The organism is Sorangiineae bacterium MSr12523 (assembly GCA_037157775.1).
In the GTDB taxonomy this organism is placed as follows: domain Bacteria; phylum Myxococcota_A; class Polyangia; order Polyangiales; family Polyangiaceae; genus Pendulispora; species Pendulispora brunnea.
On sequence record CP089982.1, the window covers coordinates 4669775 to 4686738 of the forward strand.

Here is a 16964-nt window from a genome sequence, read left to right on the forward strand (position 1 = left end):
GACGAACGAGGACACTGCATATGATTGTCAAACGTGTGGATGAGTCGGCCTCTATTGTAGGTGTCATCCGCCATTGGGCGGCGAATCGGGGGGACGCACTCGCCTATCGGTTCCTCGTTACGGGGGATGTTGGTGGCACCGCCATTGAGTGGACATACGGTGAGTTGGACAGACGTGCGAGTGCCATTGCTGTACGGCTTACGAAGATGCGCGCCGCGGGAGATCGGGCGCTCTTAGTCTATCCGCCGGGCCTTGACTTTATCGCGGGTTTTCTCGGTTGTCTCTACGCGGGCGTCGTCGCGGTGCCTTGCTATCCGCCGGATCCCGCGCGCCTAGAACGATCACTCGCTCGCTTGCGTGCGATTGCGTCCGATAGTCAATCAAAGTTTCTGCTAGCAACGACCGAGATAGTGGCGATGCGGGAAGTGATCGCACCACAAATGCCGGATCTCGTAAATATGGAATGGATCGGCACGAATGACGCAGTCACCCAGGCTCCAACTCCGGATTGGACGCCGCCGCAGGTGAGCCCTGATAGTCTCGCGTTTCTCCAGTATACCTCAGGCTCTACCGGCGTGCCGAAGGGCGTAATGATCACTCATCGGAACGTGGTCGAAAACGAGGAGCTAATCGCGCGCGCATTTGGGCTCGATGAGTCGTCAAGTGTCGTCGGGTGGCTACCTATGTTCCATGATATGGGCTTGATTGGCAATGTTCTTCAACCGCTATTTCGTGGTGTGACATGTACGCTCATGTCCCCGGTGGCTTTCTTACAGCGCCCATTGCGGTGGCTTGAAGCGATTTCCCACTTTCGAGCAACTACGAGCGGCGCGCCGAACTTCGCATACGACCTAGCTGTTCGAAAATCCACGGAGGACGAACGCGCTAGACTGGACCTGCGATCGTGGACGACGGCCTTCAACGGAGCCGAGCCAGTGCGATGGGACACGCTTAAACGTTTCTCAAATGCCTTTGCGGTATCCGGATTTCGTCGTGAGGCGCTGTACCCGTGCTATGGCTTGGCGGAAGCGACACTGTTCGTAAGCGGCGGACGGAAGGGGCTTCCTCCGGTAGTTCGAGAGATTAGCTCAGTCGCACTGCGGGAAGGTCGAATCGATGCGCCGGTGCAGGAAGGTCCAAAGAACGTTCTGGTGTCGGTGGGACAGACGGGCTTCGAGGAACTGTGCATTGTGGATCCAGAGACCAGCGACGTGGTGCCACCAGGTGTTGTGGGGGAGATTTGGCTGAAGGGGCCGAGTGTCGCGCCGGGCTATTGGAATCGTGCCGAGGATACGTCGGTGACGTTCCAAGCGACGCTGCAGGGGCGAGAGGGCACATACCTCCGCACGGGAGACCTGGGGTTTGTTGCAGGGGGAGAATTGTTTGTGACTGGTCGTCTCAAAGACGTCATCATTATTCGTGGGCGTAATCATTACCCGCAGGACATCGAAGCAACTGTAGAGATGGCACACGCTTCGGTGCGGCCTGGTTGCTCCGCAGCATTCTCGATCGAGAGGGAAGGGCGGGAAGCCGTAGTTGTTGTTGCTGAGGTAGATGGGAGCGGCGGAACTACGTCTGAAGACGTTTGCAGCACGATTCGGCGAAAAGTTGTCGAGGAACACGAGGTACAGGTTGACGTCATCTTAATTGCTGCGAGGACGATCCCGAAGACGTCGAGCGGGAAAATACAGCGGTCCGCGTGCCGGGAGTCGTTCTTAGAGAACCGCTTCGACGTCATTCACCAAGCGACCGATCGCAGCGCCAGGGCCTACCCTGTTGCGCAGCGAAAGGCGAAGGTGACCTTGGGCGCGGCCAGCGGTGTACGACGATTCAATAAGGTCCGCGTGGCGCGTGCGCTGCAGGCCATTGACGCCGAAAGGGTTCGCGAAACGTGGATGGATTGGCTGGCAGCGGCGCTGAGAAGGGTAGGTTGTGACCCCGCGCCCGCTCCGCCTCTCGACGAGCAAGCTTCGATAGTCTCACTGGGGCTGGACTCGCTAGGGCTTGTAGACCTCCAGGTGGAGATTGGGCAGGCCCTTGGTGGGGAAGAGTTGCCGTCCGCATTTATTTGGCAGCACCCGAAGGTCAAGGACATCGTCGACTTTCTAGTTGCGCGCTCTGCTGGCGCACGTCCCTTGAGGCAAGTGATGGCGAGTGGCGAGAGCACTCCATTTCCGGGGCAAGCTTCGTCCGCGCTCTCTTGTGGAGAACAGGCACTCTGGTTTCTTCACCAGCTCGCGCCAGATGGGGCCGCGTACAATATTCATTTCGGTATTAGGATTACCGGCGCGCTTGACCATAATGCGATGTTTCAAAGTATACAGGATGTGGTCGCGCGACACCCTGCTTTGCAGACCATCTATCGCGAGGTCGAAGGCGGCACAACATGCGCCGTCCTGGATGCGACGACGGTCCCGGTCACGCATATTGATCTAACAGGTGCTCATGTTTCCGAGCGAGCAGCCGAGCTTCGCAAGGTATCGCTTCGTATTGGTCGCGAGCCGTTCGATCTCTCTCGGGGACCGCTAATTCGGTGCGCACTTGTAGTGCTTGCACCGGAGGAGCATGTGCTCCTCGTGACGCAGCACCACATTACAACCGATGGATGGTCGGCGGGAATTCTGGTGCGAGACCTCGTCGCTCTGTATAGATCGCGCAGGACGGGGGAGCCCGCGCGGTTGACTCCGCTCGCGCTGACATATCGTGACCACGCTCGCTTGGAAGCGAATCGCAGCTATTCGCGTGAGAGCGCGTATTGGCTGGCGCGTCTAAAGGACTTGCCACGACTGTCTCTGCCGTATTATCGGAGACGTGCTTCGCACACGACGGATGCGGGAGCCAGCGTTGTATCGGTTATCCCGCGCGATGTGACGGAAGAATTGAAGAGGTTTGCGGCATCGGCGGGATGCACACTGTTTACTGCCTTGTTTGCTGTATACGGGATTTTGCTTCATAGATACAGCGGTCAAATTGATTTTGGTGTTGGAACGATTGTGTCAGGTCGAGACCGTCCCGCATTTCGGGATGTTATTGGCTATTTTGTGAATCAGGTTGTGATTCGTTTTCAAGTCGAATCGGCTTGGACATATCGAGAAGTGTTGGGCTGCGTTCGTGACTCCATTAGTGAGGCTTTTACGTACGGAGACATTCCCTTCGACAAGGTAGCCGTCGCGGCCGGCGCGAGCGGAGATGTACGATCTTTTGTTCAGGCAAATTTTGTCTTAGAGAATCTGCGGCCGGTCGAACTGAGTGTTCCTGGTATGGAATGGCAGCCGTTGCTCGATGCGCAGAATGGGAGTTTGCCCGGCACCACCCGTTGGGACTTATGCCTTGTTATCACGGAAACGGCGCACGGTCTTGCCGTAACTCTTGAGTATGATCTCTCGCTAATTAATGGCGCGGTTGCGCAGGCGATGCTGGACGGATTCACGCAACTCGTTCGCACGGCTGTGCTGAAACCAAACGTGTCGGTCGGAGAATTACCGATGCTGGACGTGGGTAGGAGGGATTTGCTGCTCAAGCGTCCGACGTATGTGGATTGTAGTACTGACGATACGATTCATCGTCGCTTCGAGGAGCGTGCGCGGCGTACTCCCGATGCGATCGCAGTGGTATTTGACGGCCATACATTGAGCTATCGCGAACTCGATGAGCGGGCAAATCGGATGGCGCATCGACTACGGTTCGTAGGCGTGGGACCGGAAGTGCGGGTGGCGCTGTGCATGAATCGCTCGTTTGAAATGATCGTGTCGCTGCTAGCAGTGCTGAAGGCTGGTGGGGCATACGTACCGATCGAGCCGTCATATCCGCGAGAGCGGATTGCCTTTGTAATGGCGGACAGTGGTGCACGCGTATTGATTACAGAGCGTGCCTCAATAAACGAAATTCCGAGTGACAGTGCGGTTACACGCATATGCATCGACGCGCCCGATGAGGCCGCACGTATTGCCGGGGAAAGCACGGTGCCGCCGCAGATGGCAGTGCGAGCGGAAAACCTCGCCTATGTGATCTACACGTCGGGCTCTACCGGGATGCCGAAGGGGGTTCTCCAAACGCATTTGAACGTGTTGCGCTTGTTTGACGCCACGCAAGCCTGGTTCCAGTTCGGCGAACGTGATGTGTGGACGATGTTTCATTCATATGCGTTCGATATGTCAGTCTGGGAGATCTGGGGGGCGCTCATTGGCGGTGGGGAGCTCGTTGTCGTTCCGCAGGCCGTTTGCCGTTCACCCGACGCATTCCTCGCGCTGTTAGTCGAAAGGCGCGTAACGGTATTGACTCAGACGCCATCGGCTTTCCGGCAGTTGGTTGAGTGCGATGATGCTGCGGGGGCATATCTGGGCCATCGGTTGCGTTTTGTCGTCCTGGGCGGGGAGGCGCTAGAGCTCGCAAGTCTGAAGCCGTGGATGAGAAAGTATGGCGATTCGGCTCCGGTGATCGTCAACATGTACGGAATCACCGAGACGACGGTGCACACGACATACCGCGTGATCGAGCGTGAGGAAGTCGAGTCGAGCTCGGTGAGTGTTGTCGGGTGCGCAATTCCCGATATGAGCGTGTATGTCCTAGATCAGCGTGGGGAACCATCGCCGCTTGGTGTGTGCGGCGAAATCTATGTGGGGGCCGCCGGTCTTGCCCGGGGCTACCTGGGGCGGCCGGCGTTGACGGCCGAGCGTTTTGTGCCAGATCCGTTCTCCCGAGAGCCTGGGCAGCGTCTCTATCGTGCGGGGGACTTGGCTCGATGGCAGGGAAAGGATGACATCGAGTACGTCGGGCGAATCGATCAGCAGGTCAAGATTCGCGGGTTCCGGATAGAGTTGGGCGAGGTCGAATCGTGTATCATGGGGCACCCGGCGGTCAAACGCTGCGTCACCGTCGTTCGCGAGGACGTGCCCGGAGACAAGCGACTTGTTGCGTACGTGCTTGTGCGAAGTAGGGCGGTAGTGAATGACGAGGACTTGCACGCTTACGTACGGCAATTCTTGCCGCCGTATGCTGTTCCATCGGCGTTCGTAGTGGTGGACTCGCTGCCATTGACGCAGAATGGCAAGCTAGACAGGCGCGCGCTGCCAATCCCGGAAATGATTGGCCGGAAGGGCGCGGCATATGAGGCCCCCGCGACGGCGATTGAGAAAGCGCTTGTCACTCAGTGGCAAGAACTGCTCGGGTGCGATGAGATAGGCCGACAGGACGACTTCTTTGCTCTCGGGGGCCATTCTCTTCTGGCAACACGAGCGGTGTCGCGTGCACGCGTTCTGTTTGGCGTCCCATTGGCCGTGAAGACGTTGTTTGAGCGACGAACTATCGCAAGCTTCGGCAAGGAAGTTGAAGGGGCTCAGCGGTCTCGCTTAAGGCGGTTCGACGGAGGAAAGATTGAGCGGGCATCGCGGGAACGGCCATTGCCCGCCTCGGTCGCGCAACGAGGGCTGTGGTTCTTGCACCAACTTGACCCGAGCAGCTCGGCATACAATGTCGGCGCGGCGTTGCAGTTACGCGGAGCGCTAGACGAGAACGCTTTGCGAGGTGCATTTAATGAAGTCGTTCGACGACACGAGGCGCTTCGCACGTCGTTTCGGCTCGAGTCCGGCGTACCGGTGCAAGTAATTCATACGCCGTCGGTGTTTCGTCTTGCGCTCGAAGATGTATCGGCTCTTGAGCCGGAGGCGCGGGCGCTCGCCGTGCTGCGGCGCAGGGAACAGGAGGCGATGCGGGCGTTCGACCTCGGTCGTGGCCCGCTGCTTCGCGCCACGCTGGTGCGGATCTCGGAGCGGGAACACACGCTGTTGGCAGCAATGCATCACATCGTGGCCGACGGATTGGCCGTTGGCGTTTTCTTGCACGAGCTCAGCGTTCTCTATGGCGCTTTTCGGCGCGGGCAACCGTCGCCACTCAGCGAGCTTGCGATTCAATATGCAGACTTCTCGCAATGGGAGCAGACACGTTCGAACGGCAACCAGGTCGAGGAGCATCTTGCATACTGGGTGCACCGCCTGCATGGGGCGGAGCCGGTCGCAATGCCAACCGACCAGGCGCAAGGCGACGAGAGAGTGCGCCGCGGAGGACACGTTGACTTCGAGCTAACGGAGGAGCGTACGCGTGATCTGAAAAGATTGAGTGGTAGATATGGTGTTACGCTCTTTACCAGCTTGTTTGCGGCATTTTCTGTGTTGATTCATCGCTACAGCAGTCAAGACGATATATGCGTTGCGGTGCCGCTAGCGAGTCGGGATCACGAACAGTTGGAGCCGTTGATTGGCTATTTCATTAACACCGTGGTTTTGCGTACCGATTTGTCAGATAGACCGACATTTAGCGAATTGCTCGCTCGGACTTGGCGGTCGACTCTCGACGCGTATGCTCATCAAGATGCGGCCTTCGAGAAGGTGGTGGCGAGGCTACCGACGTCTAGGGATGGCGATGCCAATGCGTTGCTGCGAGTGTCGTTCTCTTTCGAAGCGTCGGCCCGTCGCGAGCTGAAGCTCGATGGTCTCAATGTAGACGTCTTTCCATTCGCTGTTCAGGACGCGAAATCGGATCTGGGCGTTGAGTTATCGGAAGGTGATTCGCGGCTCCGCGGAACCATTCGCTTCAAGAGCGAACTGTTCACGCGAGCCCGAATTGAGCGTATCTGGCAACATTACGACGCGCTACTTGACGCCATGGTCCGGGATCCCGATCGGCGCATCGACGAGATCCCGATCGTTACCGAAGCAGAGCGCCTACACCTTTTGAGGGAGAACCAGAAAGCGTATGTCGAGGACAAGTACGAGAGCGTGATCGACCGCTTTAGGTCGTGCGTGGCTCTTTGGCCAGACTCCCCGGCGCTCGCATTCCGTCAAAGCAGCATCAGCTACAGTGAGCTGGATCGAAGGTCGAATCGATTAGCGAACCATCTTCGTGCCCGCGGTGCCACTATCGAGACGCGGGTGGGGGTGTTCCTGGAACGCTCGCTCGAGGCCGTTGTCGCGATGCTTGCAGCTTTTAAATGCGGCGCCACGTACGTGCCGCTTGATACGGGTACCCCGGAAGCACGGATTTCGATGATCGTCGAAGATGCGCGTATAAGTATCGTCGTCACAAATGCACGCAGCGCGGACGAGTGGCCTACGACGGGAATTGTATTTGTCTGCGTTGATAGTGACCGTGAAATGGTTGCGCGCTGCTCCGACGTGGCGCCAAACGTGACAGTCCATTCAGATAATATTGCGTACAATATTTATACATCGGGGTCGACTGGGCGCCCAAAAGGTGTCGCCGTTACCCATGGTGCACTAGGCAATCTGCATCGGGCGCAGGCCGAGGAGTTTGGGGTTCTCTGCACGGATCGCGTCTCACAAGCCGCATCGTTGGGCTTCGACGCGCACGTGTTCGAAGCCACCCTTGCGCTCTGCCATGGCGCTTGCTTGGTCGTCGTGTCGCAAGAATCCGTCCTTTCGCCAGCGAAGTTGGCAGCAGTTCTCGAAGCGAACAAGGTGACGATTTCAACGCTTACGCCGACGGTACTGTCGACGCTTGATCCAACGCGTCGGTACCCCACAACAATTATTGCGGCGGGTGAAGCTCTAAGTGCTGTGCTCGTACAACGCTGGTCGACGGGTGAGCGGCGCATATTCAACGCGTACGGCCCGACAGAAGCAAGCATTTGGGCCACGCTAAAGCACTGCCCGCAGGGTGATGTCTTCCGAGGGGCTATTGGGCACCCGATTCGAAATACGCAAGTTTATGTAACGAACGGTCACGACCTTACTCCTGTGGGAGTGTCTGGGGAGCTGTATATCGGGGGACCGGGTGTGGCGCGCGGCTACGTCGGGAATCCTGCGCGGACGGCCGAATGCTTCGTCCCCGACCCGTTTGCCGCGGAACCCGGGGCGCGGATGTATCGAACCGGCGACGTAGCGCGATGGTCGGATCTCGGATACCGCGGTCGTAGTGAACTAGTGTTCGTGGGGCGGAAAGACCAAGAGCAAGTCAAGCTCCGCGGAGTTCGCATTGAGCTTGGTGACATCGAAACGACGCTCATGACACACCCGTTCGTGTGCCAGGCTGCGGTTACGATCTGCAACGGTCCTGTCGGCGATCGACTCGTGGCTTTCGTGGTCATTAGGGAGGACGAGAAGCTGGAAAGCCTCGAGAGTTTGTATGCCCATTCGCGTCAGTGGTTGCCCGCGCCTATGGTGCCGTCGGAGATCGTGCCTATTAATGAACTGCCGCTAACTTTGAGCGGCAAGGTCGACCGAAAGGCTCTGTCGCTAAATGCCCGTCAACGGCAAGTCGTCCCGAACTCCTTCATCGCGGCACGGACACAGGTACAGGAGCGGGTCGGCAGTATTTGGTCGGAACTACTCAAGGTGGAACGGGTCGGTCTCGGGGATAGCTTTTTTGCATTGGGTGGTCACTCCCTGCTCGCCACGCAGGTGATCTCACGGATCCGCGAGGAATTTGGGATTGAGCTCGAGCTTCGGTCGCTATTTGAATCATCAACACTGGAAGACTTTGCTGCCCGTGTACAGCGGGGAACGCTGGTTGAAAACGACCGCGAAGGATTTAGGTCAACGCCGCCCATCGGACGTGCTCCGCGGAGCGGACCTCTTCCATTGTCGTACGAACAGCAGCGTCTTTGGTTCGTGCACCAGCTTGAGCCAAATAGTACGGCGTACAACGTTATCGGCGCGTTACGTCTTACGGGCACGCTTAGTGTCGATGCACTACGCCGCGCGTTCGAACACGTAGTGCAAAGGCACGAGGTGCTACGTACAACATTTGTAGGAGAGGAAGGTAATGCGCTACAAATTATAGGCAACGTGGTGGACTGGACGTTGCCGGTCGAGGATATCGCGCACCTCAAGGAAGGCGAGCTCGTTGAAGCAATTAATCGGCGAACGGGCGAGGAACGCGCACATGTATTTGATTTGACCAGCGGCCCACTGCTCCGAACGACGCTGCTCCGTACTGGGAGTGACGAACACGTGTTGCTTGTCACGATGCACCACATTGTCGCGGACGAGTGGTCTATGAGAATTCTAACGGACGAAATCGCCTCGATTTACGGGGCGATCCTCAGAGGAGAAGTTTACTCGTCTGCTGAGCTAAGTATTCAATATGCGGACTATGCAGCCTGGCAACGCACTCATCTCGACGAGTATCGTCTTGAGGAGCATATCGAGTATTGGAAGCAGCGACTGGATGGCGTGACGTCGTTGGAATTGCCAACCGACCGGCCTCGACCAGCGGTGCAGACATATCGCGGCGGACAATTGGACTTCGCGTTGGGTGCCGAGCAGACTCGACGTCTGAAGCGCTTGGGCGAAGAGAACGGCGCCACGCTGTTTATGACCGTACTGGCCGCCTTTCAGGTACTTCTGTCACGGTATTCGGGACAGGATGACATTTGCGTCGGGACTCCGATCGCGAATAGGCAGCGACCAGAGCTCGAGCGCCTCATTGGATTCTTTGTGAATACGCTTGTTATGCGCGTCGACCTTTCCGACGAGCCGACGTTCATGGATCTCCTTGCACGCACGCGTGAGGCGTCGCTGGACGCCTACTCTCATCAGGACGCGCCGTTTGAGAAGGTAGTCGATGCAATAGGGGGACGACGCGATCGAAGCCGGAATCCGGTGTTCCAGGTTTCCATGTCGTTTCAGAATACAGGCGGGCGTGAATTCCGCTTGGAGGGTTTGGAGATGCGGCTCCTGCCTCTCGACGCAGGAGTGGTAAAGTCGGATGTCGGGGTGGAACTATTCGAACAGCAGGAACAGCTGCTCGGGGTGATTCGCTACAACCTGGATCTCTTCGACGCCACGCGTATGGAGCGCATGCGACAGCATTTCTTGACGCTCATCGACGCAGTTTGTCGAGCACCAGAGACCCGGGTTCATGATTTGAATTTTATGACTGAAAGCGAACGTGGAGAGTTATTGGGCTTGGGGTGTTCGGCGTACGTGCCTGATGTCTATGAAGGAGTGGTCGAGCGATTCGAGTACCATGTTGCAACCGCTCCAGACTCGCCTGCAGTCGCGTTTGAGGGCGAGTCGCTTACGTACGGTGAGTTGAATCGCCGCGCGAATCAGCTAGCCCACCATCTCCGCGCATTGGGAGTTGGTCCCGAGGTGCGAGTCGGAGTGTGCACGCGTCGGTCCAGTGAAACGGTAGTCGGAATGCTCGGTGTGCTTAAGAGCGAGGGCGTCTATGTTCCGCTGGATCCAAAGCTCCCGACAGAACGTTTGTCGTTCATTCGGGAGGACGCCGGGGTGATGGTCATCGTCACGGAGGAAAAACTTGCCGAGGAACTCGCGATTCTTGGTGTCGTGTATGTTTGCGTTGACGTTGAGCGCGACGCAATCGCGCATCGCCCAGACACACCACTCGTGCGCTCAACGTCTCCGGACCACCTTGCATATATCATTTATACATCGGGCTCCACGGGGCGTCCCAAAGGGGTCGGGGTTCCGCATCGGGGTTTGAGCAATCTGCACAGGGCGCAGGCGTCGCAATTTGGAGTCGCGGCGAATGATCGAGTGGCGCAGGTTGCGTCGGTCGGCTTCGATGCAGCGATCGCTGATGTCATACTCGCGATCGCACATGGTGCGTGCTTGGTCATGGTGCCGGAGCGGGCTGTCGATTCGCCTGATGAGCTCGCGCAGACCTTGGAGGGGCAGCGGGTGTCGATCGCCACCCTGACGCCAACGATGTTGTCTATGCTGGACCCCTCGCAGCTTCCGCTACGCAAGGTGCTCGCGGCTGGCGAAGCGCTAACCTCGCCGCTGGTCGAGCGGTGGGCAAGAGAGCGAGAGCTCTTCAACCTTTACGGTCCGACCGAAGCGACCATATGGGCAACTGCAAAGTATTGCGCGCCGGGCGCCGCGTTTTACGGTTCAATCGGCGCACCAATTCGGAATATACGCGTATATGTCATCGATCGCCGCGGCGGGCTGAGCCCCCGTGGTGTCCCCGGGGAGCTGTACCTGAGCGGAGTAGGTGTTGCTCGGGGCTACGTGGGGCGGCCTGCGTTGAGTGCAGAGCGGTTTGTCCCTGACCCTTTTGCGGGGGAATTCGGTACACGCATGTATCGCACGGGCGACGTTGCACGATGGAATGCGGCTGGGGAGCTCGAATTTCTCGGCCGCACCGACGAGCAGGTCAAGTTGCGAGGTGTCCGAATCGAGCTTGGCGAGATTGAGAAAAAGCTGCTGGAGCAACCATATGTACGGCAAGCGGCCGTGGTGCTTCGCGACGATGCTTCCGGACGGCGACTCTCTGCGTTTTTGGTGGCAGACACTGTCGGAGAGGACGGCGTGGATGTGGCAAAGGCCTCCAGCTCGTACCTGCGAGGTGCGTTGCCCAGCCAAATGATTCCATCGGAGATTTTAATCCTGGAGGAGCTGCCGGTCACCCCAAACGGCAAAGTAGACAAGAACGCGTTGACGTCGCTCATAGCGTCTGGCGGTTCCGACAACGTTTATATGGCACCGCGCAGTCTGGAGGAGCAGGTGCTTGCTGCACTATGGTCCGACCTATTGGGCGTCGCGAGGGTCGGCATTCACGATGACTTCTTTGGTTTAGGAGGGCACTCGTTGCTTGCGACGCGGATGGTCTCGCAAGTTAGAACGCGTCTGGGAGTGGATGTCGAGCTCCAATGCCTATTCGAGTACCCTAGCTTGTGCGACTTTGCGCAACGAGTCGAATTGGCACGTAGCAGGGAAGGCGACAGCGATAGATCGCGCGATATACGCCCGTCTTCGCGAGACGGCGATCTCCCGCTATCGTACGCGCAACGGCGACTCTGGTTTTTGCAGGAGTTCGAGCCGGAAGGGGTTGTGTACAACATCGGGGAAGCGCTTTGTATACGGGGACATCTTGACGTGGACGTGCTGCGGCGAACGTTTGGTGAGATTGTTAGACGCCACGAGGCGCTGCGCACGACATTTGAGATGTCCGGCGAGGAACCGAGCCAAATCATTCACCCCGCCGCACCGTGGACGTTGCCGGTGCACGACATTTCCGACCTGACGTCGGAGGCCCGGGAGTTGTTGGTGCTTCGCCGGGCTGAGGAGGACACGGCGCGCCCCTTCAACTTATCGAAAGGGCCATTGCTACGAACGACGCTGCTTCGCGTTGGCGATACCGAACACATTCTGCTTATGACGATGCATCACATCGTAGCCGACGGCTGGTCCATGGGGGTACTCACGCGGGAGGTCGGTGCGATCTACGGAGCATTTGTGAACGGTTGCCCGTCTCCAGTGGAGGAGTTGAAGATCCAGTATGCGGACTTTGCCGTGTGGCAGCGCCGATATATGACGGGCGCGCGCCTCGCGGGAGGCTTGGCCTACTGGCGGAAGCGGTTGGAAGGTCTACGGGCATTGGAGCTGCCAACAGATAGACCGCGCCCAGCCGTGCCATCGCATCGAGGATCGCATGTGAAATTTGCAATCATGGATGAGCAGGCGCGTGCACTCAAGAAGTTAAGCGACGAGCATGGAGTAACACTCTTCATGACGTTGATGGCAGCATTTCAGGTACTGCTTCATCGTTTTAGTGGGCAGAACGACGTTTGCGTTGGCACCCCGATTGCGCATCGGGAGCGCGTGGAGACTGAGCCATTAATCGGAATCTTCGTGAACACGCTGGTTATGCGCGGAGACTTCTCGGATGACCCGCCATTCAACGTACTGCTACGACGTACGCGGGAGGACGCCCTGGGGGCATATAGCCACCAGGACGTGCCCTTTGAGAAGGTCGTGGATGCGATTGGTGGTGATCGCGAATTGTCCCGTGGTCAACTGTTCCAGGTCATGCTGAACTTGCAGAACATCTCGATGGGCGATTTGCGGTTGGGCGACGCGCTGCTGAGTAGAATGGAGATACAGCGTCGCGTTGCCAATTTCGATATATCGTTAGATCTGGTCGAAAGCGACGGGCAGCTGGTCGGTTCTTGGGAATATGCGACGGATTTGTTTGACCACGAGACAGCGGAGCGAATGGTAGAAAGTTTTCGAAACGTACTAGCGGCGTGCGTCGAGAGACCGAATCAACGTGTAAGTGAGCTTGGAATGTCCAGTATCATCGAACGGGCGGAGTCTGCCGCTAGGAATGCGGCTACGCGAGACGATTGGGAGTTCATGAACGTAGCGGAGATCTTTGACGGTCGAGTCAAGCAAAGTCCCGATGCGATAGCGGTGGTCGACCGTGGACGGACCGTGACATACGCGGAGCTGGATGCAAAATCCAAGCAATTGGGGCGTCGGCTAAAGGCGATGGGGGCACGCGTAGAATCTAGAATCGGGGTCTATTTGGACCGCTCGATTGAGGCTATTGTTGCCATTGTGGCCATCGTCAGGACGGGGGCCGCGTATGTGCCCCTGGATACGGGGCTTCCGCGTGCTCGCCTCGAACGAATGATCCAGGCGAGCGATATCGACGCAATCGTGACCGAGGCCGCATACCACGCGAGTGTCGGTGAGTTGGGCAGAGCCTTTGCGCTCGCGGATGATGGTGCGTCGGGGGACGAGTTCGATACGGAAGACCCTGTGGTATCGGGCGCGAACCTAGTTTGTATTATGTTCACCTCTGGCTCGACGGGAGTCCCGAAGGGGGTGGGGATTTCCCATCGCTCCTTGGCGCACTATGTGCGGTATGCGCGACAAACCTTCGAATTGAAGCCGAGTGATCGAGTCTTACAGTTTGCTTCGTTGTCTTTCGATGCAAGTAACGAGGAGGTGTGGCCGACACTTTGTTCAGGAGCCACCCTGGTATTGGTTGCGGAGGATAACCGTCTTTCACCCGCCGGGTTGATGGCGCAATGCCAAGCGGATCGGGTCTCCGTGGTGAGCCTTCCGACGGCGTTTTGGCACTCGTGGGTGAATGAGCTGGATAGTGCTAAAATTGCGGATTCGTTGAGGCTAGTAGTGATTGGTGGCGAGGCCGCGCGACGGCCGCATGCGACTCGTTGGGCCCGTCACGTGGGAACGACGGTTCGCCTGTTGAATACGTATGGGCCGACAGAGACCACGATTGCGTGCGTGGCAGCGGAGGTGAGTGGAGCATCGGTTGGGGAGGTTCCAATTGGGCGCCCCATCCCCAACACACAAGCATGGGTGCTCGATCGATACGCTGAATTGACACCTACCGGTTTGCCCGGCGAGCTGTTCATAGGCGGCGAGGGATTGGCGCGCGGGTATGTGAACGACCCAGCGAAGACGGCAGAGCGCTTCGTTCCTGATCCATTTGGAGGAGAGCCGGGCAGCCGCCTGTATCGAACCGGAGACTGGGTTAAGAGTCGAGCCGATGGTGTTCTGGAATACGTGGGCCGAGCCGACGAGCAGGTCAAGATACGAGGTTATCGAGTCGAGCTCGGAGAAGTTGAAGCGTGCTTGCTCTCGAATGAAGAGATCGCTCAATGTGTCGTATCCGTGCAAGAGAGAGAAGGGCATAAGCAGATAGTTGCGTATGTGGTGGCTCGCGAAAGTGTGAGTCTAGACGTCGACGATGTTCGACTCTATTTGAGAGAGCGGTTGCCGGAGTATATGATTCCGGCCGCATATGTGGTGTTGGGCGAGTTGCCATTGACCCGAAATGGGAAGCTCGACAAGAGAGCATTGCCGGCGCCTGAGTTCATAGCGGCGGACGAACGATACGTTGCTCCCCGAAGTGATGCTGAGGTTGCACTGGCGCGCCTTTGGGCTGAGATTCTGCAGACAGCGCGAGTGAGCGCGGATGCGCACTTTTTCGAGCTAGGTGGGGACTCGATACTAGCGATTCAGATGGTAGCGCGCGCAAAGCAAGCAGGGTGGAAGGTGACGGCGAAGCAGCTATTTCGCTATCCGGTATTACAGGAGCTAGCTGGGGTCGTGGAGCGTCTGAGTGGTGCTAGCGAATCAAGCGGCAGCCACGACGAGGAACGTCCCAAGGGCTCCGTTACGCTGAGTCCGATACAGCAAGAGTTCCTTACGAAGAACGAAGTCGCTATTCATCACTATAATAACGCGTTCTTGCTGGTGACCAGAGAGGCGCTTGATACCGAAAAGTTGCGCGCAGCCCTGAAGGGGGTCGTCGAGCACCATGACCTGCTGCGTGCGCGCTTCAAGCGCATCGGTCGGTCGTGGACGCAGTTATATGGGGAAGTTGACGAGGGACGACTCGTAACGAGTTTGGATCTGAGCGGGGTAGAGGACGAGAAGCTAGAGGAAGCCATCGAGGCAGAGGCGAGCAAGCTGCAGGCGAGCTTCAAGTTGGAAGAAGGGGGGTTGTTCCGTGCGGCGTGGCTGGAGTTGGGGAGGGGGAGAGGTGGAAGGCTGTTACTATGGGCCCACCACCTTGTGATCGATGGGGTCTCGTGGCGGATAGTGTTGGGCGATCTCGAGCGAGCTTACAGTCAGGCGATGAAGGGAGAGGTGATTGCTCTCGGTGCGCGGAGCACGTCGTTCCAGCGGTGGGGAGAGAAGTTGCTCGCGTACGCGAGGAGCGAAGAGACGCTGGCGGAGTTGGAGTATTGGAGTCGGGAGAGCGAAGAAGAGGTCCAGTCGTTACCTCGAGATGGGGAGGGAGCCAACACGGTAGGGAGCAGTGACACGGTAAGGGTGGCGCTGACGGAGGAGGAGACAGAAGCACTGTTGCATTGGGTGCCGATGGCATATCGGACGCAGATCAATGACATATTGCTGACGGCATTGGGACGAGCGTTGGTGGAGTGGACGGGAGGGAGCGCGTCGCGGATAGCGGTGGAGGGCCATGGGAGGGAGGAGCTATTCGAGGACGCGGATGTATCGCGGACGGTAGGGTGGTTTACGAGCGTGTACCCCGTGGTGCTGCGCGTGAGCACGGAGATGGGGGTGGGGCAAACGCTGAAAAGCGTGAAAGAGCAACTGCGAGGGGTACCGCACAAGGGAATAGGGTACGGAGTATTGAAGTATCTCGGCCCGAGTGAGGCTGGGAGATCGCTGGAGGGGGTAGCGGAGCCGGAGGTGAGCTTCAACTACTTGGGACAATTCGACCAAGTATTGGAGGCATCGAGCCTATTCGGAGCGGCCAAAGAATCGAGTGGAGCGACGCAGGATGCCAATGCGAAACGCCAATACTTATTGGATGTGAGCGGGCATGTTGTGTTGGGTCGATTGCACCTCGAGTGCACGTATGGGAAGGGAGTACACGAGCGGGCGACGATCGAACGATGGCTGGATCGTGTGAAGGAGTACCTGCAAGAGATTATCGGGCATTGCCGCACGCCTGGGTCAGGAGGGTGGACGCCATCGGACGTGGCACTGGCGAGCATAAGTCAAGAGAGCCTGGACGCGCTGGTGGGGAACGGAGCCGGAGTTCAGGACGTGTATCGGCTATCTCCGATGCAGCAAGGGCTGTTGTTTCATACGCTGCGGGAAGGAGAGAGTGGGACGTACATGGTGCAGCTGCGCTACCGGGTGCGAGGGAAATTCGACACGGAAGCGTTCAAGCGGTCGTGGGGGCGAGTGATCGAGCAGCATGAGATCTTGCGGACATCGTTTCACTGGGAGGGACTCGAAGAGCCAGTTCAGAAAGTGTCTGGCGAGGCGAGTGTAAGGATAGAGGAGGAAGACCTAAGAGGTCTAACGGAGCAGGCGCAAGAAGAGAGGCGAGAGAAGTACGCGGAGTGGGCGAGGCGGACGCCGTTTGATTTGGAGAAGCCGCCATTGATGCGAGGGTGGGTGGGACGCCTTGCGGGGGATGTTTACGAAGTCATATGGACCGAACACCATATCCTGACAGACGGGTGGAGCCAGTCGTTGCTCTTGAAGGACGTATTCACGTGTTACGAGGCGTACCGTCGTGGCGCGGAAGTGCAACTGCCGAGGGCGACGCCGTATCGAGAGTACATCCGGTGGCTGGCGGAGCAATCGACAGCGGAAGGGGAGTCCTACTGGAAGAAGGAGCTGGACGGCTTCAGTGCTCCGACGTGCTTGCCATTCGTTGAATCGAGCAGTGACTCGAGA

Annotated in this window: 1 protein-coding gene (cut by a window edge); it reads left to right on the plus strand. The window is 58.0% G+C overall.

What is annotated here, in order from left to right:
* The first annotated feature begins 20 nt into the window (after window positions 1-20).
* Window positions 21-16964 carry the 5' end (the start) of a non-ribosomal peptide synthase/polyketide synthase gene (locus LZC95_18435; protein WXA98795.1) on the plus strand. The gene runs 31113 nt beyond the window's last position, so 16944 of the gene's 48057 nt are visible here — the first part of the coding sequence; it begins with the start codon at window positions 21-23; its stop codon lies off the right edge, out of view.